The 24,045-nt window shown below is 71.0% G+C and carries 20 protein-coding genes; 12 read left to right on the plus strand and 8 right to left on the minus strand.

Going from position 1 to position 24,045, the window contains the following annotated elements:
* Window positions 1-137: 137 nt before the first annotated feature.
* From ASH01_RS15160 to ASH01_RS15190, 7 genes are read left to right on the plus strand one after another with little or no spacing between them, the layout of a single operon-like run.
* The gene (locus ASH01_RS15160; RefSeq protein WP_056825321.1) at window positions 138-365 is read left to right on the plus strand and encodes a hypothetical protein; all 228 of its coding nucleotides are present in this window, start codon (window positions 138-140) and stop codon (window positions 363-365) included.
* A 47-nt stretch (window positions 366-412) separates the two neighbouring features.
* Entirely contained in the window at window positions 413-871 is a 459-nt protein-coding gene (locus tag ASH01_RS15165; protein ID WP_327191921.1) for an SHOCT domain-containing protein, read from the plus strand.
* Window positions 868-2,004, plus strand: coding sequence for a M20/M25/M40 family metallo-hydrolase (locus ASH01_RS15170; RefSeq protein WP_056777325.1), 1,137 nt, complete (start codon window positions 868-870; stop codon window positions 2,002-2,004). The genes ASH01_RS15165 and ASH01_RS15170 overlap by 4 nt, the downstream gene beginning before the upstream one ends.
* Before the next feature lie 5 nt (window positions 2,005-2,009).
* A complete protein-coding gene (locus ASH01_RS15175; RefSeq protein ID WP_156415584.1) occupies window positions 2,010-2,432 on the plus strand; it encodes a hypothetical protein in 423 nt (140 codons plus the stop codon).
* Between the two features lie 32 nt (window positions 2,433-2,464).
* Complete coding sequence (locus ASH01_RS15180; RefSeq protein ID WP_056777330.1) at window positions 2,465-3,820, plus strand: anaerobic C4-dicarboxylate transporter family protein; 1,356 nt, start codon at window positions 2,465-2,467, stop codon at window positions 3,818-3,820.
* A 42-nt stretch (window positions 3,821-3,862) separates the two neighbouring features.
* Window positions 3,863-5,224, plus strand: a complete 1,362-nt coding sequence (locus ASH01_RS15185; RefSeq protein ID WP_056777333.1) for a M20/M25/M40 family metallo-hydrolase — start codon at window positions 3,863-3,865, stop codon at window positions 5,222-5,224.
* Between the two features lie 17 nt (window positions 5,225-5,241).
* The gene (locus ASH01_RS15190; RefSeq protein WP_056777335.1) at window positions 5,242-6,537 is read left to right on the plus strand and encodes a cation:proton antiporter; all 1,296 of its coding nucleotides are present in this window, start codon (window positions 5,242-5,244) and stop codon (window positions 6,535-6,537) included.
* A 25-nt stretch (window positions 6,538-6,562) separates the two neighbouring features.
* Here ASH01_RS15190 and ASH01_RS15195 read toward each other — a convergent pair whose 3' ends face one another.
* Window positions 6,563-7,951: a threonine/serine ThrE exporter family protein gene (locus ASH01_RS15195; RefSeq protein WP_235509621.1), complete on the minus strand. Its 1,389-nt coding sequence runs from the start codon at window positions 7,949-7,951 to the stop codon at window positions 6,563-6,565.
* 125 nt (window positions 7,952-8,076) lie between these two features.
* Between ASH01_RS15195 and ASH01_RS15200 the strand changes: the two genes are divergently transcribed.
* Window positions 8,077-9,615 (plus strand): MFS transporter, encoded by a 1,539-nt coding sequence (locus ASH01_RS15200; RefSeq protein ID WP_235508638.1) that lies wholly within the window; start codon window positions 8,077-8,079, stop codon window positions 9,613-9,615.
* A gap of 25 nt (window positions 9,616-9,640) precedes the next feature.
* On the opposite strand, the gene ASH01_RS15205 is transcribed toward ASH01_RS15200, so the two are convergent.
* The 4 genes from ASH01_RS15205 to ASH01_RS15220 form a co-directional block, all read right to left on the minus strand.
* Window positions 9,641-10,978, minus strand: coding sequence for a dipeptidase (locus ASH01_RS15205; protein ID WP_056777342.1), 1,338 nt, complete (start codon window positions 10,976-10,978; stop codon window positions 9,641-9,643).
* A gap of 6 nt (window positions 10,979-10,984) precedes the next feature.
* Window positions 10,985-11,428: a hypothetical protein gene (locus ASH01_RS15210; protein ID WP_056777345.1), complete on the minus strand. Its 444-nt coding sequence runs from the start codon at window positions 11,426-11,428 to the stop codon at window positions 10,985-10,987.
* Entirely contained in the window at window positions 11,425-12,888 is a 1,464-nt protein-coding gene (locus tag ASH01_RS15215) for an APC family permease (RefSeq protein ID WP_082619865.1), read from the minus strand. The genes ASH01_RS15210 and ASH01_RS15215 overlap by 4 nt, the downstream gene beginning before the upstream one ends.
* Before the next feature lie 196 nt (window positions 12,889-13,084).
* Window positions 13,085-14,221 (minus strand): aminopeptidase P family protein, encoded by a 1,137-nt coding sequence (locus ASH01_RS15220; protein ID WP_056777350.1) that lies wholly within the window; start codon window positions 14,219-14,221, stop codon window positions 13,085-13,087.
* 202 nt (window positions 14,222-14,423) lie between these two features.
* On the opposite strand from ASH01_RS15220, the gene ASH01_RS15225 reads away from it, so the two are divergent.
* Complete coding sequence (locus tag ASH01_RS15225) at window positions 14,424-18,473, plus strand: Pls/PosA family non-ribosomal peptide synthetase (protein ID WP_056777822.1); 4,050 nt, start codon at window positions 14,424-14,426, stop codon at window positions 18,471-18,473.
* Window positions 18,470-19,843 carry a M1 family metallopeptidase gene (locus ASH01_RS15230; protein ID WP_056777824.1) on the plus strand — a complete coding sequence of 458 codons (1,374 nt, stop codon included), beginning with the start codon at window positions 18,470-18,472 and terminating at the stop codon, window positions 19,841-19,843. The genes ASH01_RS15225 and ASH01_RS15230 overlap by 4 nt, the downstream gene beginning before the upstream one ends.
* Before the next feature lie 4 nt (window positions 19,844-19,847).
* On the opposite strand, the gene ASH01_RS15235 is transcribed toward ASH01_RS15230, so the two are convergent.
* The gene (locus tag ASH01_RS15235; protein ID WP_056777353.1) at window positions 19,848-20,546 is read right to left on the minus strand and encodes a 4'-phosphopantetheinyl transferase family protein; all 699 of its coding nucleotides are present in this window, start codon (window positions 20,544-20,546) and stop codon (window positions 19,848-19,850) included.
* A 153-nt stretch (window positions 20,547-20,699) separates the two neighbouring features.
* On the opposite strand from ASH01_RS15235, the gene ASH01_RS15240 reads away from it, so the two are divergent.
* Window positions 20,700-22,154 (plus strand): DUF2252 domain-containing protein, encoded by a 1,455-nt coding sequence (locus ASH01_RS15240; protein ID WP_082619866.1) that lies wholly within the window; start codon window positions 20,700-20,702, stop codon window positions 22,152-22,154.
* Window positions 22,155-22,172: 18 nt separating this feature from the next.
* On the opposite strand, the gene ASH01_RS15245 is transcribed toward ASH01_RS15240, so the two are convergent.
* Window positions 22,173-22,559 (minus strand): hypothetical protein, encoded by a 387-nt coding sequence (locus tag ASH01_RS15245; RefSeq protein ID WP_056777357.1) that lies wholly within the window; start codon window positions 22,557-22,559, stop codon window positions 22,173-22,175.
* 120 nt (window positions 22,560-22,679) lie between these two features.
* Here ASH01_RS15245 and glsA point away from each other — a divergent pair, with 120 nt between their 5' ends.
* Window positions 22,680-23,705 (plus strand): glutaminase A, encoded by a 1,026-nt coding sequence (glsA, locus tag ASH01_RS15250; RefSeq protein ID WP_082619867.1) that lies wholly within the window; start codon window positions 22,680-22,682, stop codon window positions 23,703-23,705.
* A gap of 13 nt (window positions 23,706-23,718) precedes the next feature.
* Here glsA and ASH01_RS23265 read toward each other — a convergent pair whose 3' ends face one another.
* Complete coding sequence (locus ASH01_RS23265) at window positions 23,719-23,919, minus strand: hypothetical protein (protein WP_056825303.1); 201 nt, start codon at window positions 23,917-23,919, stop codon at window positions 23,719-23,721.
* Window positions 23,920-24,045 lie beyond the last annotated feature (126 nt).

The raw sequence follows: 24,045 nt of genomic DNA on the forward strand, positions 1-24,045 counted from the left end.
CGACCCCGCACCTCGCTCGACCGGCCGTTCCCGCGCGTTCGGCCTCCATCTCCCCCTCGGCGGATGACGCACGGTGCCAGGACCTCGCGACATCCTGCGACAGAGACGTGGACACCCCCGTCACGAGAGGGGCCAGCATGCGAGCGATCGTGGTCGTGGCCGGTGACGTCGACGAGCGCGACGTGTGGCCGTATGCCGTGTGGTCCGACGGCGACGGCACGAGCACGACGTTGACCGTGACCGTGCACGACAGCCAGGAGCTCGTCGGCGTGCTCGCCGCGCTGACCGCGCTGGGGCTCGAGGTCATCTCGACCCGGCTCGTCGACGAGCCGGGTGGCCCCGCTCCCTCCGACCCCCGTCGCTGACACCCGATCTCGCTCTGGGAGAGCGATGCCGCACTCCCCTCGGCGGGATGAATGTAGGGCTCGACAACAGGTCAATCCACTCGACCGTCGCAGCACGCGGCGGCACTGAAAGGTCGGTCTTCACCATGGACTTCTGGAGCTTCTTCTGGCTGCTCGTCTGGTCCTTCTTCTTCGTCGCCTACCTGATGATGCTCTTCCAGATCTTCGGTGACCTCTTCCGTGACGAGTCGCTGGGCGGCGTCGCGAAGGCCATCTGGGTCATCGTGCTCATCTTCTTCCCGCTGATCTCGGCGCTGGTCTACGTCATCGTCCGCGGCCGCGGCATGGCCGAGCGCACGATGAAGCGCACCTCGGAGCAGATGGCGGCACAGGAGGACTACATCCGCACCGTCGCCGCGCCCAAGTCGTCGTCCATCGAGGAGCTGACGCAGGCCAAGGCGCTGCTCGACGCCGGCGCCATCTCGCCCGAGGAGTTCGCACAGATCAAGTCCCGGGCCCTGGCATGACCCCGACCGCCCCGGGTGCGCTTCGGCCGGCCGGGGCCGTCGACCGTGACCGCCTGCTGGCCACGTTTCTCGGGCTCGTGGCCGTGGACAGCCCGACGGGCCACGAAGGCTCGATCGGCACGGTCCTCGAGGCTCGCTACCGCGAGCTGGGCTGCTCGACCACCATGGACGACATCGGCAACATCGTCGCGGTCTACCCGGGCACGCGGCCGGGAACGATCCTCGTGTCGATGCACATGGACACGGCCGGCACCGACCGCGGGATCGTCCCCATCATCGGGGACGACGGGGTCATCCGGACCGACGGCTCGACGATCCTCGGGGCCGACGACAAGTCCGGGCTCGCCGGTTGCCTGGAGCTGCTCCGGCTGCTCCAGTCCAACCGCGGATGGACCTTCCCGACGATCGAGTTCGTGTCGACCGTCGGCGAGGAGCGAGGTCTGGTCGGCTCACGTCATCTCGACGTGAGCCGGCTCGACGCGACGCACGGCTTCGTCCTCGACACCGCGGGCGTCATGGGGTCGATCACCTACTGGTCACCGACCTCGGTCTACCTCACCATCACCGTCCGCGGCCGCAAGGCCCACGCCGGCGTCGAGCCCGAGAAGGGCATCAGCGCCGTGCGGGTGGCCGCACAGGCCATCGCCTCGATGCCCCTGGGGCGCATCGACGAGGAGACGGTCGCCAACATCGGCACCATCCGGGGCGGCGAGGCCCGCAACATCATCCCCGACACGGTCGAGCTCGAAGGGATGGCGCGCAGCCACGACCAGGACAAGCTCGACCACCAGCTGGCGGCGATGCGGAGCGCGTGCCAGCGCGCGGCCGACGAGGCCGGGGCGACGGTGGACTTCGCGGCGGAGGAGATCTACAAGACGTACAAGATCGCCGAGGACGCCCTCCCCTACCGAGAGGCAGCCACGGCGATCCGGTCCCTCGGCCTCGAGGTCTCTCCACGCAAGTCGGGTGGCGGCACGGACGGAAACTACTTCAACGCCAAGGGAATCCCGTGCGTGGCCTTGCCGACCGGCATGGTCGACGAGCACGCAACCAGTGAGCACATCGCCATCGACGACATGGTGCTGGCCTGCCAGACCCTCGTCGCGATCGTCACCCAACCAGCTCAGGAGTGAGCGCCATGAGACACCGGACCCTGAGTCGGACAGCCGCCACCGTGGCCGTATCGGCATCGCTCGTCCTCGGAGGCTGCGCCACCGCCCCGGCGACGCAGGACCTGTGCAGCAACGCCAAGAACCTCACGACCGCGGTCGAGGAGATGCGCGCCCTCAAACCGGACGGTACGAAGGTCGATGCCCTCACCGCCAAGGTCGATGCCGCCCTCGCCAAGCTCGACACGTTCCAGGCCGTGACCGAAGGACGGTTCGACTCCGCCGTCTCCACGCTGCGCGCGAACCTCGACGCCTTCCGGCAGACCCTGGCAGCCGCCAGCAACGAGGCCTTCACCGCCGCCGCACCGCAGCTCACGTCGTCTCTCAAGGACGTCAGCTCGGCGTACGCGGCACTCAACGAGTCCCTCGCCACCCAGTGCCCGACCGGTTGACCGGCCGGGCATCTCGCTAGGAAGGAAACGACATGAGCGTCAGCTTCGTGCTCGAGGCACTCGTGGTGCTCGGGGCGATCGTCATGGGAACCCGCGCAGGCGGCGTCGGGGTCGGCCTGTGGGGCGGCCTCGGCACCTTCGTGCTCGTCTTCGTCTTCCGCGAGCCGCCCGGCGAGCCGCCCGCAGCGGCCCTCGCGATCATCCTCGCCGTCGTCACCTCGGCCGCCATGATGCAGGCTGCCGGCGGGATCGACTGGATGGTCTACGTCGCAGCAGGTGTCATCGAGAAGCGTCCCAAGCAGATCACGCTCATCGCACCCCTCACGGCGTTCCTCTTCTCGATCGGCGCGGGGACGAGCAACATCATCTACCCGCTGCTCCCGGTCATCTACGACGTGTCGTACAAGAACCACATCCGCCCCGCGCGGCCCCTGACGGTGACCGTCGTCCAGTCAGGCATGGCGCTGGCCGCCTCGCCCGTCTCGGCGGCCATGGCGGCGATGCTGACGCTCACGGAGGTCGCGCCCTACAACCTCGGACTGACGCAGATCCTCGCGATCACCATCCCGTCGTGCGTCATCGGCATCGTCGTCACCTCGCTCGTGGTCAACCGGATGTGGAAGAACCTCGACGACGACCCCGAGGTGCAGGCCAAGATCGCCTCGGGCGAGCTCGCCGCACCCCAGCACGCGATCGAGGGCGAGTCGGCCTCCTCGAGGCTGACCTACACCAAGGAGGGGCGCAACTCCGCGCTCGCGTTCCTGGCCGGCGTCATCCTCATCGTCGTCTTCGGACTCTTCCCCCAGCTGCGGCCGGCGTTCGCCGCCGAGGGCGAGGCCGCCGTGCCCATCGACATGACGACGACCATCGTCCTGGTGATGTTCGTCGTCGGCGTCGCGATCCTCTTCCTCGGTCGCCCGGACGTGAAGACCGTCCCCGACCAGTCCGTGTTCAAGGCCGGCATGATCTCGGCGATCGCCCTCTTCGGGATCGCCTGGCTCACCGCCACGTTCATCTCGGCCCACGAGGACTACATCGTCAGCACCATCGGCGGATGGGTCACGAGCTGGCAGTTCATCTTCGCCCTCGCGGTCTTCCTCGTCGCCGCACTGACGACGAGCCAGTCGACGGCGACGCGGACCATCGTCCCCATCGGCCTCGCCGCGGGACTCCCGGTGGGAGTCGTCACGGGCATGTGGGCCGGTGCCCTGAGCGGCGTCTACACCCTGCCGGCGAACGGCACGCAGATCGCCGCGGCCAACTTCGACCTGACGGGCACGACCAAGCTCGGCACGAAGCTGCTCGACCACAGCTTCTTCGTCCCCATGCTCGTGATGTCCGTGGTCACCATCGCCGTCGGCGCGCTGATCGGCGGGGTCTTCTTCTGACCCCGCCTGACCGCGCCATCAGACAACCACGGAGGAGAGACCATGCAGGCCAAGGAGATTGCCGACAAGGCTCGGGCACTGATGCCCGGGGTCATCGAGGACCTCGAGAAGCTGGTGGCGATCCCGTCGATCGCCTTCCCCGGGTATCCCTCGGAGCCGATGGAGCAGATGGGGGCCACGACGTTGCAGATGTTCCGTGACGTCGGCTTCACCAACGCCGAGCTCATGGAGGTGCCCTCGGGGTACCCGCCGATCTATGCCGAGATCGAGGGGCCGGCGGGCTCGCCGGTCGTGGTGCTCTACGCCCACTACGACGTCCAGCCCGCTCCGCCCGAGCAGGGGTGGACGAGCGACCCGTGGACGCCGACCCACAAGGACGACGGCCGCATCTACGGCCGGGGTGCGGCCGACGACATCAGCGGGCTCGTCAGCCACCTCGGCACGCTGCGGGTCTTCGACGGCAAGCCGCCCTGCACGGTCAAGCTGATCCTCGAGGGGATGGAGGAGACGGAGAGCAACCTCGAGGCCTTCGTCGAGGCGCACCCCGAGCTCTTCGCCTGCGACCTCTTCGTCATCTGCGACATGGGCAACCTCCGCGTCGGCGAGCCGGCGCTGACGACGGCCCTGCGCGGAGACGTCGCCTGTGTCGTGACGGTCCGCACCCTCGAGCACCCCCTGCACTCGGGTGTCTTCGGCGGCCCGGCGCCGGACGCCATGATGGCCCTCGCGCGACTGCTCTCGACCCTGCACGACGACGAGGGCAACGTGTCGATCGCCGGTGCCTCCACCAGCGTGTGGGACGGCGCCGACCTCACGGAGGACGACCTCCGGTCGAGCGCCGACGTGCTCGACGGAGTCCAGCTCACCGGCACCGGTCGCATCGGTGACCTGCTGTGGGCCCGGCCGTCCGTCAACGCGATCGGCATCGACATGACGAACATCGCGACCTCATCGAACGTGCTCATCCCCGAGGCCAGGGCCAAGATCTCGATGCGCATCGTCCCGGGGTCCGAGCCGGAGGCGGAGCTCGACGCCCTCGTGACGCACCTCGAGACGCATGCACCGTGGGGGGCGAAGGTCGAGGTGCAGCGCACCAAGGCCGCTCCCCCGTTCCTCTGCAAGACGGACGGCCCGGGGTATGCCGCGGCGCGCGACGCCTTGGCCGAGGCCTACGGCCGACCGGCCGGCGAGGCGGGCTGCGGCGGCTCCATCCCGTTGCTCCGCACGCTCGAGACGGCTGCTCCCGGCGCGGAGTTCGTGCTGTGGGGGCCGGAGGACGTCGCGGCCGCTCGGATCCACGCGTCCGACGAGAGCGTCGACCCGAGCGAGATCGAGAAGATGATCGTGGCCCAGGCCCTCCTCCTCCAGCGCCTCGCCGACAGCGCCGGGTCCGGGTCCGGGTAGGCCGCGGCGGCCGGCGCATGACGTGGGTCGTCGCAGTCTTCGCGCTGCTGGTCATCGTCTTCGTGACCCAGTCGGCCCGCGTCGGCCGGGCGCACCTGACTGGTCCCATCGTCTTCGTCGTGGCCGGCATCGTGCTCGGCGTCCTCGTGTCGGGCGGGGCCGACACGAGGACGAGCCGCACCATCGCCGAGGTGACGCTGGCCCTGACGCTCTTCCACGACGCGGCACAGCTGCAGCCCCGCGAGGTGCGTGGTGACTCGGTCTTCACCGGACGACTCCTCCTCATCGGTCTCCCCCTCACGATCGGGGCCGGGTACCTGCTGGCGCGCGGCATCTTCCCCGGCTCCAGCGCGTGGCTGGCCCTGCTCCTCGCGGCGACCCTGGCTCCCACCGACGCCGGACTCGGCGCGGCCACCGTGCTCAACCCGGTCGTGCCGGTCCGGGTGCGGCGCATCCTCAACGTCGAGAGCGGTCTCAACGACGGGATGGCCACTCCGGTGGTGCTGTTCGCCATCGCAGCGGCCGCTGGGGTCGCGCCCGAGGACGCCCTCGTCGACGCCCTGCGCGAGCTCGCGATCGGAGCGCTCGTCGGCATCGCGGCGGGGTACGCGTCCGGCCGGCTGATCGAGCGGTCGCGCAGAGCCGGTTGGGCGGAGTCGGGGCTGCTGCCCATCGCAACGCTCTCGGTGCCGGTGCTCGCGTACTACGGCGCCGTCGAGGTCGGCGGCAACGGGTTCGTCTCAGCCTTCGTGGCCGGGACGGCATACGCAGCTGCTCAGACGGACTCGAGGCACACGCACGCTGGCCTGGAGATGACTGATCGGCTCTCTGCACTCCTCGGGTTCGGCGTGTGGCTGCTCTTCGGGATCACGGTCGCCCACCATCTCGACTGGATGGTGCGGTGGCAGAGCCTGCTCTACGCGGCGCTCTCCCTCACCGCCCTGCGGATGCTTCCCGTCGCGCTGTGTCTGCTGGGCACGGGACTGCAACGCCGCACCGTCCTCTTCGTGGGCTGGTTCGGGCCGCGCGGGCTCGCCTCCGTCGTCTTCGCGCTCATCACCTACGAGACCCTCGGCGCAGCCGACCCCGCTGTCCAGACCGTCATCGGCGCCGTCGCCACGACCGTGCTCCTCAGTGTTGTTCTGCACGGCCTCTCCGCGGGGCCCTGGGCGCAGCGGTACGGGGAGTGGGCACAGCGCACCGGTCCCGCGATCGAGACCCAGCCCGCGGCAGAGCCGCTGGCCGTGCGCCGGTCGGTGGGCGGGCACACCACGTACGGGCCGCGTGACGAAGCAGGGACGCCGCCCCGGTGACACTCCGTCCGGCAGGGCACGCCCTCTAGATCCCGCGCCAGGTCGACGTCGCGCGGCCGATGCGCTCGGAGAGCCCGGAGCCGACGACCACCCCGACGGCGATGGCCACGATGCTCAGCAGGGCGTTGACGAAGTCGCCGAGGCCGGCGGCCTGGTCGACACCGACGATGCGCGCCACGCCCTGGAGTCCGAGCGCGCCGGGCACGAGCATCCAGAACGTGGGCAGGAAGGTCACCGGCACAGGAGGTCCGCTTCGACGGCTCTGGATCGCGTAGCACACGGGCAGGACGACGGCCGCGGCGAGAAAGCTCGCGCCGAGGGTGCCGAGGACGCGTCCTGACAGCGCCTGGACACCGTAGGCGACGTAGAGCACCACGAGGAGCCATCCGAGGGTCCGGCGCGGCGCGGACGAGGCGACGAACTGCCCGACCCCGAAGACGAGCACGCCCACCCAGGGCGCCCACGCTCCGAGGGTCACGGGCGCCTGTCCCACGGCCGGCGGCAGGCCGGCCAGCTCGGCCCCCATAGCAATGCCGAAGGTCAGCACGAGCAGGCGTTCGAGCCCGTAGACCAGGCGCGCGGAGCCCGCCAGCATGTCTCCCGTCGACAGCTCCACGGTCGCCATCGTGAGGGCCGCACCCGGCAGGAAGGTGACGAGGGCGGGGATGACGATCTCCAGCGGCGGCGAGTCGAGCGCCGGGGCCACCCACTGGAACACGATGGCCGTGACCACCGTCGCGGTCACGACGGGGAGCACGAGCGAGAGCATGGGCTCGCGGTCGGCCCACCACCGGAGGCCGCCGACGAGGAAGCCGATGAGCAGGAACGCCGGCAGGGCGCTGGCCGTGGGGTCGAGCATGAGTCCCAGCCCGACGGTGAGGACTCCGCTGGCGAGGACGGACACGCCCCCGCCGAAGCGTGGCCGTGAGGCCACCAGCGCATCGAGGCGCTCGCGCGCGACGCCGGCCTCCACCGAGCCGTGGCGGATGTCGTCGATGAGCCGGTACAGCGCGTCGACCTGGTCGAGCCGCAGAGGCACGCTGCTGCCGGCCTCGAAGTCCATTCGGCTGGAGTCACCCGTGTTGATGCGCACGAACACCCCGGTGGGCACGACGAAGAACGTCACGCCGGTGGCCGCATAGACGTCCGCGACCTGTTCGAGGATCTGGGTCACGCGCTCCGTCGCGTCGCCGGCACGGGACATGACGACGCCGAGATGGCGGAGCAGGTCGAGGACGGCCTCGGGGGGCGGTGCGTCGAAGTCCTCGGGCTCGGGGTCCGCCGCAGGGCCGAGAGGCGCGAGGTGGGACTGGGCGACCTCCGCGACGCGCGACCACCAGCGACGGCTCACCGACCGCACGCGTGCACCCGGTGTGACGAGCCCCCCGGGTACCGGGTCCGATGCGCTGGACACGACACCAGCGTGCCAGCCGCCGCGGTCGTCAGAGTCATCCTCCACGGGTGACTCTCACGAGCCGTGTGGCGTCCTAGATTCGAGGAGCGCGGCAGGCGCGTGTGCTTGGCGGAGGGAGCGCAACCATGACCGAAGCGAGTTCGTCAGCCGCGTCCGGGAGTTCCGGACGGCCGGCGGCGCAGACTGCGGCCCGAGCGGGCGGGGTGCTGGCCGCCACCTGCCTCTCGACCTTCGTCGTCAACGCCAACACGTCGGCGGTCAGCATCCTCCTGCCGGCCATCAGTGCGGACACGGGCATGGACGTGACGACCCTGCAGTGGGCCGTCACGGGCTACTCGCTCGTCGGCGCCGCGGTCATCGTGACGTCCGGCTCGCTGGGTGACGTCTTCGGCCGCAAGCGGGTCTTCCAGCTCGGCCTGATGCTTTTCGTCGTGTCCTGCATCTTCATCGCCCTGTCGTCGTCCGGAGGCGCCGTCATCGCCGGCCGCGTCATCCAGGGCGCGGCGGGGGCCACCATCCTGGCCTGCGGCCTGAGTCTCCTGTCCGTGGCGAACGACGGACAGGAGCAGCTGCGTGCGGTGTCGCTCTGGGGGGCCGCCGCCGCCGTCGGAGCGGCGGCCGGCCCGCTCATGGGTGGGGTGCTGGTGTCGGTGATGGGCTGGCAGGGGCTCTTCTGGGTCGACGCCGTCATCGCCGTCGTCTGCATCCTCATCACCGCCCGACGCGTCTCCGAGTCGCGCGACACGACCCGCTCGCGGTCGATCGACTACGCCGGCTCGATCCTCATCGCGTTGACGCTGGCGCCGCTCATCCTCGCGCTGAGCAAGGGCGGCGACTGGGGCTGGGGGTCGGTCGCCACGCTCGCGTGCATCGCCATCGGTGTCGCGGCAGGATTCGCCTTCGTCGCCGTCGAGCGGCGGGTGGCCGTCCCGATGCTCGACCTCGGACTGCTTCGCAACCGCGTCCTCGTCGGCTCGACGATCGCCATCCTCATCGGTGCCGGCACGATCAACGCGCTGATGTACCTGCTCAGCCTCTACTTCCAGGACCCGAACGCCCTCGGCTTCACGACGCTCCAGGCAGGTCTGGCGACCTTGCCGGCGACGATCGGGCTCGTCGTCATCGCGGCTGCCGTGCCGCGCCTCACCGCGCGCCTCGGGGGTCGCCAGGTCGTCGCCATCGGGTTCATCCTGACGGCCGTCGGTTTCGCCGCCCTCGGGTTCGCGGACGCCGACTGGGCCTACCGTGCCTTCCTCCTGCCATTGCTGGCCGTCGCCGTGGGAATGGGACTGTCGAACGGGCCCGCGTCGTCGGCGTCGACCGCCTGTGTGCCGGAGAAGCAGGTCGGGTCCGCGTCCGGGGTCTCGAACATGGCGCGCTACGTGGGGGCGGCGGTCGCAACCGCGCTGGCCGCGACGATCTACGGAGCCGTCATCGCCGACCGCACCGCGGAAGGGAAGCCCGCTGCAGACGCCCTGGCCTCGGGTCTCGCGACCGCGTCGTGGGTCATGGCCGCCTTCAGCATGGCCGGAGTGCTGATGGCCGTCCTGATGGGCCGGCACCAGGCCGCCAAGGGAACGATCCACGACTCGGCGGCCGCCGCCGCGTCCACTGCCATGACCCTGCGCACCACCGCGACGGGTGCTGCGGTGAAGGGCGCCTGAGGCCGGGCGTCCCTCGTCGCGCCGTTCAGCGCGTCAGGCGTTGGAGGAAGAGGGCCTCGGCGAGAGCCATGTCCTCGATCTCCCGCGGGTGAACGCTCTCGTTGGGGGCGTGGATCAGGGCCAGCGGTTCCTCCACGCCCATCAGGATCAGCTCGGCGCCGGGGTAGGTCTCCGCGAAGACGTTGCACAGCGGGATCGAACCTCCCTGACCCAGGCTCACCATGGGACTGCCGAAAGCCTCCTCCATCGCCGAGGCGATGGCCCGATAGGCGGGCCCGTCCGTCTGGGCCGAGAACGGCGACCCCGTCGCCTCCGTCTCGACGGCCACGTGCACGCCCCAGGGAGCCGCGGCGACGAGGTGGTCCGTCAGCGCCTTCTCCGCCACGGCGGGATCCGTCCCCGGGGGGATGCGCAGGTTGAGGCGGGCACGCGCCCGGGGGACGATGGCTGCTGCCGACCCGACGACGGGCGGGCAGTCGATGCCCAGGATCGTCATCGACGGCCGCGCCCAGAGCATGTCGGACACGCTCCCGTCGCCGAGCAGCGACGCCCCGTCGACGACGCCCGCATCGCTGCGGAACTGGGCCTCGGGGTAGGTGGCCCCCGACCACTCCTGGCTGTTGTCGAGGCCGGACACCGTCGTGTTGCCCTCGGCGTCGCGCAGGCCGGCGAGCATCGCGACGAGCGCCGCGAGGGCATCCGGCGCGGCGCCCCCGAACATACCGGAGTGGATCTCCGAGGCAAGGGCCTCGACGGTGACGACGACATTCACCATGCCGCGCAGGCTCACCGTTGCTGCAGGTCGTCCGACCGCGGCGTTCCCGGTGTCACAGACGAGGACGGCATCGGCGCGGAGCAGGTCCGCGTGCTTGGGCACGAAGTCCTCGAGGCCACCCGTCCCCTGCTCCTCCGACCCCTCGACGACGAGCTTGAGGTTGACCGGCACGTCGTCGCCGAGCGCTCGGAGGGCTGTCAGGTGCATGACGATGTTGCCCTTGCAGTCCGCCGCGCCTCGGCCGTACCACCGGCCGTCGACCTCGGTCAGCTCGAACGGCGGTGTGCGCCAAGCCGTCTCGTCGAGCGGTGGCTGCACGTCGTAGTGGGCGTACAGCAGGACCGTGACGGCCTCGGGGTCTCCGCAGGGGCGCGATCCCACGACCGCCTGGCTCCCGTCCGCGGTCTCGGCCAGGTGCGCGTCGGTGAAGCCGACCGCCGCGAAGGCGTCGAGCACCCACTGGGCGGCCCGGGCACACTCCTCCGGCGGGTACTGGCGTGGGTCGGCGACGGACGGGATCGACACGAGCTCAGCGAGGTCCGATCGTGCCTGCCCCATCAGACCGGCGACACGCTCAGGCAGCTCCACGCGTCGTCACCCCCTCACCGTGTCGGCGAGGTCGAGGCCGTCGACGAACTCCTGGAAGGTGGGCACCTCGTCGGGGCAGTAGATCTTGAGGACGGCCAGCTGGCCCTTGACCACCCGGTTGTCGGCGATGACCGGTCGCATGCCCGGCCCGGCCGCGCCGTTCATGAGCTGGCCGAGCAGGATGCCCTTGCGCAGCGACCCGTTCGGGTCGTCACACACCGCTCCGCCGTCGTCCCCGAGGACCCGCACGACCTGCTCCTTGCTCGGCGCACGAGCACCTGCCGCGGTGAGGGCTGCGATGAGCTGGGTGGCCTTCTGGTCGGCTTGCTGCGACGACTTGCCGGAATGGAAGGTCAGCAGCGCAATGACCGTGAGGGCCACGATCGCGATGCCGGCGACGATGTAGGTCGTCCGGTTCTGCTGGTACGTGGCGCTCTCCGTGATGTTCATGATGCGGCCACCTCTGACGTCTCAGGCTGCTTCCACGAGGGCTTGCGCAGCCTGTAGAAGAGGAACGGAACGAGCAGGCCGAGCCCGAGCGCGCCAGCCGCGACGATCACGAGATACGTTGCGGGACTGCCCGACCCGAACTGCGAGGGCGGGACGAACCCGATGAGCAGGGCTGCGAGGGAGGCGGCGAAACCGATGCCGCAGAGCGCCCCCAGCATCGGCGCCCGGTAGCCACGCGCGTGGTCCGGGTCGTTGCGCCGCAGGCGCACCGCGGCCACGAACATCAAGAGGTACATGATGAGGTAGACCTGCGTCGTGATGACGGAGAAGATCCAGTAGGCGCTCGACACGTTGGGGATCAGGGCGTAGCCGAGCCCGATGATCGTCGTGATGATGCCCTGCGCCACGAGGATGTTCTGCTGGACGCCGTTCTTGTTCAGCTTCTGCAGCACCGGTGGCAGGTAGCCCTCCTGACGCGAGATGAGCAGCAGGCCCTTCGACGGGCCGGCGAGCCAGGTGAGCATGCCACCGAGCGACGCGGTCACCAGCATGACCCCGACGATCGGGGTCAGCCACTGCGCGCCGAAGTTCGCGAAGACTGCGTCGAAGGCCTGCATGACCCCGGCCGTGAGCGACAGCTCCTCGGCGGGCACGATCCAGCTGATCGCCAGGGCCGGCAGGATGAAGATCGTCAGCACCAGCCCCATCGCGAGGAACATCGACTTCGGGAACTCCTTGGCCGGGTTCTTCAACGAGCCGACGTGCACCGCGTTCATCTCCATGCCGGAGTACGACAGGAAGTTGTTGACGATCAGCACGAGGCTGGAGAGCCCAGCCCAGACGGGCAGCAGGTTGTCTGCGGTCATCGGAGCGGCGGACGGGTTGCCCTGACCCAGGAAGACGGCGCCCAACGTGACGAGGACGACACCGGGGATCAGCGTGCCGATGATGAGCCCGGCACTCGCCAGACCCGAGACGCCCTTGGTCCCCCGCGACGAGACCCACACGGCGGACCAGTACACGACGACGATGACGAGGGCGGTCCACACGCCGTTGGACGCGAGCGCCGGATTGATCACGTAGGCCAAGGTGCTCGCCACGAAGCCCAGCAGGCTGGGGTAGTAGAAGATCGTCATGGCGAACTGGCACCAGACGGCCAGGAAGCCCATCGGCTTGGAGATGCCACGGGCCACCCAGTTGTAGACGCCGCCATCCCACCCCGAGGCGAGCTCTGCCGAGACCAAGGAGGTCGGGATCAGGAAGACGATGGCGGGCACGATGTAGAGGAACACGCACGCCAGGCCGTACACCGCCATCGTCGGAGCCGCCCGGAGGCTGGCGACCGAGCTGGTCGTCATCATTGCCAAGGCGATCCACGAGATGTAGGCCGTGGCCGGTGCCCTGGTGCGCCTCGTGGCGGCGGCGACGGGTTCGTCGGCCGCCGCGTCCATGGCGCTCATGACCGCGTCTCCGCCGTCGCGAGCGGTCCTGCGCCCGAGCCTCGCTCGTGCCTCGACCGACTGGGCTCTCCGTACGCCCTCACGCCCACCTGCATGCCGACCACCGTCCGCTCCTGAGATCACTGCACGTGACACCAGACTCCTGCTGAGGGAGTTCCGCGGGCGTCACTCGTTCGGGTTGATACAGGGACAGACCTCACGCGACGACGGCGAGCCCGTGGTCGGTGTTGTTGAGCCGAACGGCACCGGTCTCGGTCACGGTGACGATGTCCTCGATGCGCACGCCGAAGCGTCCGGCCAGATAGATCCCGGGTTCGACCGAGAAGCACATCCCGGGGACGAGGGGCTGCTCCTCCCCCTCGACCATGTACGGCGGCTCGTGGGTGGTCACCCCGATGCCGTGGCCGGTCCGGTGGATGAACGCGTCGCCGTAGCCCGCCTCCGTGATGACCGTCCGCGCCGCGCGGTCGACGTCCTGGCACGTCGCTCCCGGCCGGGCCCCGGCGACCCCGGCCTCCTGCGCGAGCCGCACGATCTCGTGGACGTCGCGGATCTGCTGGGTCGGCTCCCCCACGCAGACCGTGCGGGTCGTGTCGGACCCGTAGCCGAACATCAGGCCGCCGAAGTCCAGCACGACGGCGTCACCCTGCTGGATGACGCGGTCGCCGGCCTCGTGGTGCGGGTTGGCACCGTTGGGGCCGGACCCCACCACCGTGAAGTCGACCTGCTCGTGCCCGAAGTGACGCAGCAGGGCAGCGAGGTCCGCGGCCACCTCGGTCTCGCGGCGCCCGGCGAAGCGGACCTTGACGATCTCCCCGTAGGCCGCGTCGGCCGCAGCACCCGCCGCCGTGAGCCGCGCCAGCTCGTCGGGTCCCTTGACCGCGCGCATCATCGGCAGCCCCACGGTGAGCGACTGGTAGGTCGAGCGGGGCAGGGCCGCTTGCAGACCGAGCAGGTGGAGCGCCCACGCCGAGTCGGAGACGCCGTACGTGCCGTCGGGCCGCAACAAGGGTGCGGCGGCCAGGTAGGGGTCGGTGGCGTCGGCCCAGTCCATCACCCGCATTCCGCGGACGCCCTCGGCCGCCTCGGCATCGGGTCGCTCGAGGGCGGGGACCAGCAGCGTCGGCTCCTGGTCGGGCGCGAGCAGGAGCACCGTCAGCCTCTCGGTGATCGCGGTGGGCTGGTATCCGCTGAGCCAGACGAGATCCGGTCCCGGAGTCACGAGGACGCCCGCGAGGCCGGCTTCGGTCGCGGCTGCCACGACGCGTCGTCCACGCGCCCGGTAGTCCTCCGCGGTGAACGGGGGTGGTGGCTGCACGTCGACAGGGCTCATGGATGTCTCCTTGGGTAGCGCGCTCCATGCTAGGTCTCCTCTTCAGGAGGTCTGCTCACCCGATCGGGATGACTCCGTACCTGCTCGGCGGCCACCGGGAGATGCGCGCCGACGTCGTCGAGCCACCACCATTCGTTCACCCGACAGGGTTAGGTTCGGCATGGTGGTCGACGCGTCCGCGGCGACCCGACGAGGAGCGTGCATGGTGGACCCACTGCTGGCCGGGGACCGCGCCGCCGCGCCGCGGACGCTCGTCGACGTGCTCGCCGCCGTCACCGCGCGTCACCCCGATGCGCCGGCGCTCGACGACACCGTCACCGTCCTGACGTATGCCGAGCTGACCGAGCAGGCGAGACGGATGGCCGCAGAGCTCGTGGCCGCGGGCGTATGCCGTGGCGACCGGGTGGGCGTGCGCGTGCCGTCGGGGACGACCGACCTCTACGTCGCCGTGCTCGGAGTCCTCCACGCCGGGGCGGCGTACGTGCCTGTCGACGTCGACGACCCGCAGGAGCGGGCCGACCTCGTCTTCTCCGAGGCCGCCGTGAAGGCGGTCGTGGGAGCGCGTCGGCAGGTCACGGTGCCGTCGCCCGGCTCACCGGTCCCGGCGTCCGGGCGGACCGCCCGACGCGCGGCACCGCGGCCGGCGCGCGCGGCCCGGGACGGTCGGCACGACCCGGGCGTCCTGCCCGAGGTCCGCGTGCAGGACGACGCCTGGGTGATCTTCACCTCGGGGTCGACCGGCGTGCCCAAGGGTGTGGCGGTCTCCCACCGTTCAGCGGCGGCCTTCGTCGACGCTGAGGCCCGGATGTTCCTGCAGGACAGTCCGATCGGTCCGGGTGACCGCGTGCTCGCCGGCCTCTCGGTCGCGTTCGACGCGTCGTGCGAGGAGATGTGGCTCGCCTGGGGGCACGGGGCCTGCCTCGTCCCGGCACCACGGAGTCTCGTGCGCACCGGCATGGACCTCGGACCGTGGCTCGTGGCCCAGGACGTCACCGTCGTCTCCACGGTCCCGACGCTGGCCGCGCTCTGGCCGGCCGAGGCCCTCGAGCCGGTGCGGCTGCTCGTCTTCGGGGGCGAGGCGTGCCCGCCCGAGCTGGCCGAACGGCTCGTCGCCCCGGACCGCGAGGTCTGGAACACCTACGGCCCGACCGAGGCGACCGTCGTCGCCTGCGGAGCACGGCTCGACGGCACCACCCCGATCCGGATCGGCCTGCCCCTCGACGGTTGGGACCTCGCCGTCGTGGGCCCGGACGACCGGCCCGTCGCTCAGGGTGAGACGGGCCAGCTCATCATCGGCGGCGTCGGGCTCGCCCGCTACCTCGACCCCGCCAAGGACGCCGAGAAGTACGCCCCGATGCCGACCCTCGGCTGGGACCGCGCCTACCGGTCGGGCGACCTCGTCGTCAACGACCCCGAAGGCCTCGTCTTCGTCGGGCGCGCCGACGAGCAGGTCAAGCTCGGCGGTCGCAGGATCGAGCTCGGGGAGGTCGACGCCGCGCTGCAGTCCCTCCCCGGCGTGTCAGGAGCAGCCGCGGCCGTCAAGACGACGGGCGCCGGGAGCCAGGTCCTCGTCGGCTACGTCGTGCCCGACTCCGTCAGCCGCGCAGGGCTCCCGGCGTCGGCCCCCGACTTCGACCGGACGGCGGCGCTCGCGCGCCTCCACGAGGAGCTTCCGGCCGCCCTCGTGCCGGTGCTCGCCGTCGTCGAGTCCCTGCCGACGCGCACGTCGGGCAAGGTCGACCGTGCGGCGCTGCCGTGGCCGCTGCCGGGCGCGGCCGACGACGGCGAGCCCAGCGACCTGTCCGGCACGGCGGCATGGCTCGCGGGTCACTGGACCGCGGTGCTCGGCACCGAGGTTCGTTCGGCCGAGGCGGACTTCTTCGACCACGGCGGCGGGAGCCTGTCGTCGGCGCGCCTCGTGTCGCTGCTCCGCGAGCGCTACCCGACGGTGACCGTGGCCGACGTCCACACGCACCCGCGCCTCGGCGCCCAGGCCGAGCTGCTCGAGACGATGGACACGGCCGACGGGTCACGGACCGAGCGCACGGTACGCCGCATCCCGCGCGGCACCCAGCTCGTGCAGACGGCCGTGTCCCTCGTCCTGCTCACGGTCAAGGGACTGCAGTGGCTCGTCGGTCTCGTCACTCTCACCGAGCTCCTGCGCCTCGCCCACCTCGCCGACTGGTCGCAACCGGTGTCCTGGTGGGCCCTCGGCATCGGCTGGCTCCTCTTCATCACCCCCTTCGGCCGGATGGGCCTGTCCGCGTTGGCCGCCCGGGTCCTCCTCGCCGGTGTGCGTCCGGGCACGTACCCCCGTGGTGGGAGCGTGCAGATGCGCCTCTGGGCCGCCGAGCGCTTCGCCGATGCGATGGGGGCCATCACGATGGCCGGAGCGCCGTGGATCATCTACTACGCGAGGATGCTCGGCGCTTCGGTGGGTCCCGGTGTCGACCTCCACTCCGTGCCCCCGGTCACGGGCATGCTGACGATCGGGTCCGGTGCCAGCGTCGAGCCCGAGGTCGACCTCTCCGGCTACTGGATCGACGGCGACGTCGTGCACGTCGGCCTGGTCCACATCGGCCGCGAGGCGGTCATCGGCGCCCGCAGCACCATCGGTCCGGACGTGCACATCGGCCGTGGCGTCGTCGTCGAGGCCGGCTCGACCGTCCTCCGGTCCGTGCGACCCGGGCGGGTCGTCGCCGGGTCGCCGGCCCAGCGGGTCGACGACCCGAGCCGCTCGAGGTGGCCCACGGATCGTCCCCCGAACGCACCGGCCTGGCTCGTCGTCTACGGGCTGTCCGGCGTCCTCCTGTCGGTCCTGCCCTTCCTCGCGCTCCTCCCAGGCGTGCTCGTCGTGGGCGGCGCGGTCGCCCGGGCCACGGGGTCACGCGAGGCGGTCGTGACGGCATACACGGCGGTGCCCGTCCTGACCGTGCTCAGTCTCGCGTCGCTCTCAGCCATCACGATCGTGCTGGTGCGCCTCCTCGCGATCGGGCTGCGCGAGGGCTACCACCCCGTCCGCGGCAGGGTCGGCTGGCAGGTGTGGGCGACCGAGCGCCTCCTCGACCAGGCGCGGACGTTGCTCTTCCCCGTCTACGCCAGTCTCGTCACCCCGATGTGGCTGCGCGCCCTCGGCGCGCGCGTCGGCCGTGATGTCGAGGCCTCGACGGTCCTGCTGCTGCCGTCGATGACGTCGGTCGCCGACGGCGCCTTCCTCGCGGACGACACGATGGTCGCCGGCTACGAGCTCGCCCACGGCTGGGTGCACATCGCACCGGCCAAGATCGGCAAGCGCGCCTTCCTCGGCAACAGCGGGATGACGGCGCCGGGCCGACGCGTGCCCAAGCACGGCCTCGTCGCGGTGCTCTCGGCCGCACCGCAGAAGTCCAAGGCCGGGTCGAGCTGGCTCGGCAGCCCGCCGGTGCGGCTGCGCCGCCCCCCGCAGGGCTCCGACGACGAGAGGACCTTCGCTCCCCCACTGCGGCTCAAGGTGGTCCGTGGCCTCGTCGAGCTGTGCCGGGTCATCCCAGTCATGGTGACCGTGGCGATCGGTGTCACCGTCCTCGTGGCGCTCCAGGGGCTCGTCGACCACGTCGGCCTGGCCGGCGCGGCGGCTCTGGGCGGTGTCGTCCTCGCTGCCGCCGGGGCCATCGCCGCCGGGGTGACGACCGTCGCCAAGTGGGTCGTCGTCGGCCGCATCGGCGCCGTCGAGCACCCGCTGTGGAGCTCCTTCGTCTGGCGCAACGAGGTCGTCGACACGTTCGTCGAGATGGTCGCCGGACCGTGGTTCGCGTGGACGGCGACCGGCACACCGGCCATCAACGTCTGGCTGCGAAGCCTCGGGGCCCGGATCGGGCATGGGGTGTGGTGTGAGACCTACTGGCTGCCCGAGGCGGACCTCGTGACCCTCGGTGACGGTGTGACCGTCAACCGGGGCTGCGTGCTCCAGACCCATCTCTTCCATGATCGAATCATGAGCATGGACACGGTCACGCTCGAGGACGGAGCCACGCTCGGCCCCAACGGGGTGATCCTGCCCGCGGCGAGCATCGGGGTGGCCGCGACGGTGGGTCCCGGTTCCCTCGTCCTCCGGGGCGAGGCCGTGCCGCGCGGGACCCGATGGACGGGCAACCCGATCGCACCGTGGAGCGGTGCCGACCCCGTGGCCCACGCGTCCGGATCCGCGCCGGGATCATCGTCGAGCGCATCGTCGGCTGGATCCTCGGGCGACGTCGCGAGCGGCGTGCGATGACAGGCGGCCTCGTCCAGCAGGTGCCCGCCCTGACCGACGCGTACACGCCCGACCGTGGCGATCCCGCCTACGAGGTCACCCACTACGACCTCGACCTCGACTACAAGGTCTCGACCAACCGCCTTGCCGGTCGCGCCGTCCTCGAGATCACCGCGCTCGAGGACGTGCGGCGGCTCGTCGTCGACCTCGTGGGCCTGCGGGTCCTCAAGGTCTCGGTCGGTGGCCGGGCCGCCAAGTGGGTCCACCGCGGCCCCCGGGTCGTCATCACCCCGTCGGTCCCGCTGGCGCGCGGTGAGCGCACCCAGGTCGCGATCACGTATGCCGGCACGCCGGGTCCCGTGGCGACGCGCTGGGGCGACGTCGGCTGGGAGGAGCTCACCGAGGGGGCGCTGGTGGCCGCGCAGCCCAACGGAGCGGCGACGTGGTTCCCGTGCAACGACCATCCCCGGACGAAGGCCACGTACCGGCTGGCGTTCGAGTGCGACTCGCCCTACGACGTCGTCGCGACGGGGGCACTCGTGGCCGCCCGGGCGCGCGGCAGCCGGACGCGGCGGGTCTTCGAGCAGGACGTCCCCATGGCGACCTACCTCGCGACGGTGCACGTCGGTCACTACGTGCGGCGCGCCCTGGCCCCGGCCGACGTGCCGATCGCCGTCGTGCTGCCGGCGACCCGCGAGCGCGAAGTCATGCACGACCTGGAACGGCTGCCTGCCATGACGAGCCTCTACGAGGCGCTCTTCGGGCCCTACCCGTTCGAGGACTACACCGTCGTCGTCACCGCCGACGACCTCGAGATCCCGCTCGAGGCGCACGCCATGGCGACGTTCGGGCCGAACTGGCTCGACGGGCGTCGCCGCCACGAGCGCCTCGTCGCCCACGAGCTCGCGCACCAGTGGTTCGGCAACAGCCTGACCCCGTCGACGTGGGCCGACATCTGGCTCAACGAGGGGTTCGCCTGCTACGCCGAGTGGCTCTGGGCGGAGCACGCCGACGGCGTCCCGGTGCGCGTCAACGCCGCGACCCACTGGTCCCGGCTCTCCCGTCTGGCACAGGACGTCGTGCTCGCCGACCCCGGGCCCGACCACATGTTCGACGACCGCGTCTACAAGCGCGGGGCCCTGACCCTGCACGCCCTGCGGGTGGAGCTCGGTGACGTCGCGTTCTTCGACCTCCTGCGCGACTGGGTGGCGGCCCACCGGCACGGGTCCGTGACCACCGACGAGTTCGTCAGCCACGTCGAGACGTTCGTGCGGGAGATCCCGCCCGTGGACGGGGACGGGGACGGCGACGCCGCGGGCCGGCGGGCACGCGACCTGCTCGAGCGGTGGCTCTGGGCCACTCCCCTGCCCCGGTTCGCCCAGCCCGCCTGACGTCTCAGTGGGCGCGTACCGCCAGCGCTCCCGCGGCGGCCTCGAGAGCGACGGCGGCGGCATACGCCCTCGGCACGTCGAGGTCGGCGACCGTGACCGACGGCATGCCCGGGACGACGTCGGTGGGGACGCCCGGCGCGGGCGCCGCGAAGGTCGTGGGGTCGATGCGGAGACCGACCCCGAGCGCCTTGAGGGCGGCCTCCTTGCGCACCCAGGTCGTGATGTCCGGGAGTTCCTCTGTGCCGCGGGCTCGTTCGCCGGGGTGGAGCGCCACGTCGCCGTAGCCACCGAACCCCACGGCGTCGACGGGCTCGATGTCGACGCCGACAGGTCCGTGCCGGCTCAGTGCGAGCGCGACGACCGTGCGGGTGCGGCTCAGCGACAGGTGCAGCCCCGGGTCGTCGAGCAGGCGTGGGGCGCCGTGCTGCCGGTCGCAGTCGGGGCACGTGCGGTCGAAGCGCAGTGACTCCGGTGGTCGGCCCAGGATCCGGCCGACCTCCCGGCGGGCCATGGCGTGGAGCAGCAGGTATGCCGCCGCGTCGCGTCGGTCGGCCAGGCGCGCCCACCGCGCGCGCTCGTGCTCGTCGAGCCAGGCGGCGATGGCCGCAGAATCGGGCGGCACCCATGCCCCGGACGTCGACTCGCGCACCCAGACCTCGACCGTCGCGTCGGTCGGTCTTCGCGACCGCTCGGTGCCGTCCACGCGCCAAGGATCGACGCGTGGACCCCGATCCGCAAGGCCGCGTCCGCCGAGACATCGCCCTGCCGAGGTGATGCGTGCACTGTCCGGTGGTGCGAGCGTCGAGGAGAGCGCACCACGCGCCACGTCGCGAGGCGTCCACCCTGAGGAGAGACTGTGAGCAACGAGAGCCAGTCGGCGACGACATCCGGGGCGCGAGCGGGGACGGCGACCCGGAAGGTGGCCCACCTGACCCCGGACCAGCGCGTGACCCGGGGCAGGGCCGCCCGCAACGAGACACCGAGGCGCAGCCACGGGTCGTGGGAGCCGTCGACGGACCGGCCCGACCCCGTCGCGCTGCTCGAGGAGCAGGCGACGAGCCGGGTCCCGGAGCTCGTCCCGCTGCGCTACGGACGGATGCTCGTCTCTCCGTTCACGTTCTACCGCGGCGCGGCGCTCATCATGGCCAGCGACCTCGCCGCGACCCCACGGTCGGGATTCATCTCCCAGATCTGCGGCGACGCGCACCTGTCGAACTTCGGGGTGTTCGCCTCCCCCGAGCGGCGCCTCCTCTTCGACATGAACGACTTCGACGAGACGCTTCCGGGCCCGTGGGAGTGGGACGTCAAGCGGCTCGCGGCGAGCTTCGAGATCGCCGGTCGCGATCGGGGCTTCTCGGCGGCGGACCGCCGGGACGTGGTCAGGTCCTGCGTCGCCGAGTACCGCGCCCGGATGCAGCTGTTCGCGGCCGCGCGCAACCTCGACGTCTGGTACGCCCACATCGAGGTCGACACGGTGTTCGAGCTGCTGAAGTCCAGCATCACGAAGAAGCAGCAGGCCAAGGCACAGGCCAACGCGGCCAAGGCCCGCACCCGGGACAGCATGCAGGCCTTCACCAAGCTGACCCATGACGTCGACGGTGAGCGTCGGATCATCTCCGACGCGCCCCTCATCGTGCCGATCGAGGAGCTGGCGGCGGGCACGGGGCATGACGACGTCGAGGGTGAGCTCCGCGCTCTCATCAGGTCGTACCGCCGCACCCTGGAGACCGATCGGCGCGAGCTGCTCGAGTCCTTCGAATACGTCCACGCCGCCCGCAAGGTCGTCGGGGTCGGGAGCGTCGGCACCCGGGCCTGGATCATCCTCCTGCTCGGCCGGGACGGGCAGGACCCGCTGTTCCTGCAGGCCAAGGAGGCCCAGGAGTCCGTCCTCGAGAGGTTCGTCGGGGCGAGCCGGTATGCCAACCACGGCCAGCGCGTGGTCGCCGGCCAGCGGCTCATGCAGGCGGCCAGCGACATCTTCCTCGGGTGGCAGCGGGTCCACGGGTTCGACGGTCAGGTGCGTGACTTCTACCTGCGTCAGCTGCGCGACTGGAAGGGCTCGGCCGACGTCGACACCATGAGCTCCGGCGTCATGACCGCCTACGCCCGGATCTGCGGGGCGACACTGGCCCGAGCACACGCCCGCTCGGGTGACCGCATCGCGATCGCGGCCTACCTCGGCACGAGCGACACCTTCGACCGCGCGATCGCCGACTTCGCCTCGTCCTACGCCGATCAGAACGAACGTGACTACGAGGCCCTCGTGGCGGCAGTCCGATCCGGGCGCCTCGAGGCCCAGACGGGCATGTAGAGGGCGTCGGGGTGATCGTCAGGGCGGACCGAAGACGCTCCAGAGCCGGTCACGGAGCGGGCCGTGCACCGGCGTGACATCGAAGACCAGGCCGGGACGGCTCTCGCTCTCGAACGCGCCCTTCGCCAGGTCGTGAACGGTGTACCAGTCGGGTCCGCGATCTTCCTCGGGTCGCTCCTGGCGTCCGTCGCGCCAGCACACCTTGCTCCACAGCGACTCCTGCGGGTCCTGAAGGGCAGGGAGGTCGTGTTGGTCGTGGACCTGGCGCCGGCGCGGAAGGGCCTCGCCGTAGGTCACGCGAGTGATCAGGTGCGCCTGGGTCTGTCCATCGAGGCTGAGCGCCCAGACGGCATTCCGGTAGGGGTCCAACCTCGGGTCGCTCGACCAGGACTCGTCGGCTGACATGGGACCATGTCTACCGGACCCGAGCGTCGTCGTAGAGCGTCTGTACAACGTTTGTCGGTGGGCGCGTGAGGTGCCGGAGGCATGTCATGGGCCGCGGACGACCAGCACGGGAGGCACGCGATGACCAGGCTGTCGATGCATGAGCGGCTGCCGTTCGACGAGGAAGCGGTCAGGTCGTCGATCTCGACCGGAGAGCTCCCAGAACCGGACGAGGTGATCGGCGCCGTCACCGAGGCGTACGAGCGGTATCGGGCGAACCGGGAGGGTGCCGTCGCCGACTACATCCCGGTCCTGGCCGAGGCGTCGCCGGACTGGTTCGGCATCTCCGTGGTGGGAGCACGAGGGAGGTCGTTCGAGATCGGCGACGTCGAGAGGACGTTCTCGATCCAGAGCGTGTCCAAACCGTTCGTCTTCGCGCTGGTCTGCGAGGCGGTCGGAGACGTCGACGCGCGTCGCCTCCTCGGGGTCAACAGCACCGGCTTCCCCTTCGACTCCCTCGTGGCGGTGGAGCTCAACCTGGACCGCACGATGAACCCGTTGGTCAACGCGGGTGCGATCGCAGCGACGAGTCTGGTGCCGGGGAGCACGGCGGAGGAGAAGTGGGACCGGGTCAGGGAGGGCCTGTCAGGCTTCGCCGGCCGTGAGCTGAGCCTGAACGAGAGGGTCTACGCCTCGGAGTCCGCCACCAACCTGCGCAACCAGGGCATCGCCCACCTGCTGCAGAGCTACGGCCGTCTCTACTTCGACCCGGACGAGGCCACCGACATCTACACGCGCCAGTGCTCTCTCGACGTGAGCGTCCACGACCTTGCGGTCATGGCGTCCACGCTGGCCAACGGCGGCGTGAACCCGGTGACCGGAAGGACGGTCGTCGGGCGGGGCGTGTGCCGGCGCGTCCTGGCGGTGATGGCCACAGCGGGCCTGTACGAACTGTCCGGCGACTGGCTCTACGAGGTCGGGGTCCCGGGCAAGAGCGGGGTCAGCGGCGGCATCGTCACCGTCGCACCAGGCAAGGGCGGCCTGGCGACGTTCTCCCCTCCCCTGGACGTGGCGGGCAACAGCGTGCGCGGGCAGCTGGTCACCAAGTACCTCGCGGAACGGCTCGGGCTCAACCTCTTCTCCTCGGTGACGGTCTCGCCGGAGTGAGGACCGCTGGAGATCAGGCAGCGCGAACCTCGGGATCGATGAGGCCGACGAGGTCCTCCGGCGGCCGGCAACCGCGGGAGCACAGGACCACCGGCACCCCCTCGAACCAGACGATCCTCCATCGGGTTCCGTCCTCGTCCAGCTCCCTCGCGGCATGGATCTCGCCCTCGCAACCCTCGGTCAAGCACGGGATCCGGATCGTGTCCACGTCCACCTTCGAACACCTTTCTGGGGGGTCGGCCCTGTCGGTCTGCTCGTGGAGGGTCCCGCAAGTCCGGGTGCGGTGCCCCTCCTCCGGTATCCATACCCGCGCAGGGACCGCGCGCGTCGAATCGGCGCC

Source organism: Terrabacter sp. Soil811, from assembly GCF_001429655.1.
In the GTDB taxonomy this organism is placed as follows: domain Bacteria; phylum Actinomycetota; class Actinomycetes; order Actinomycetales; family Dermatophilaceae; genus Terrabacter.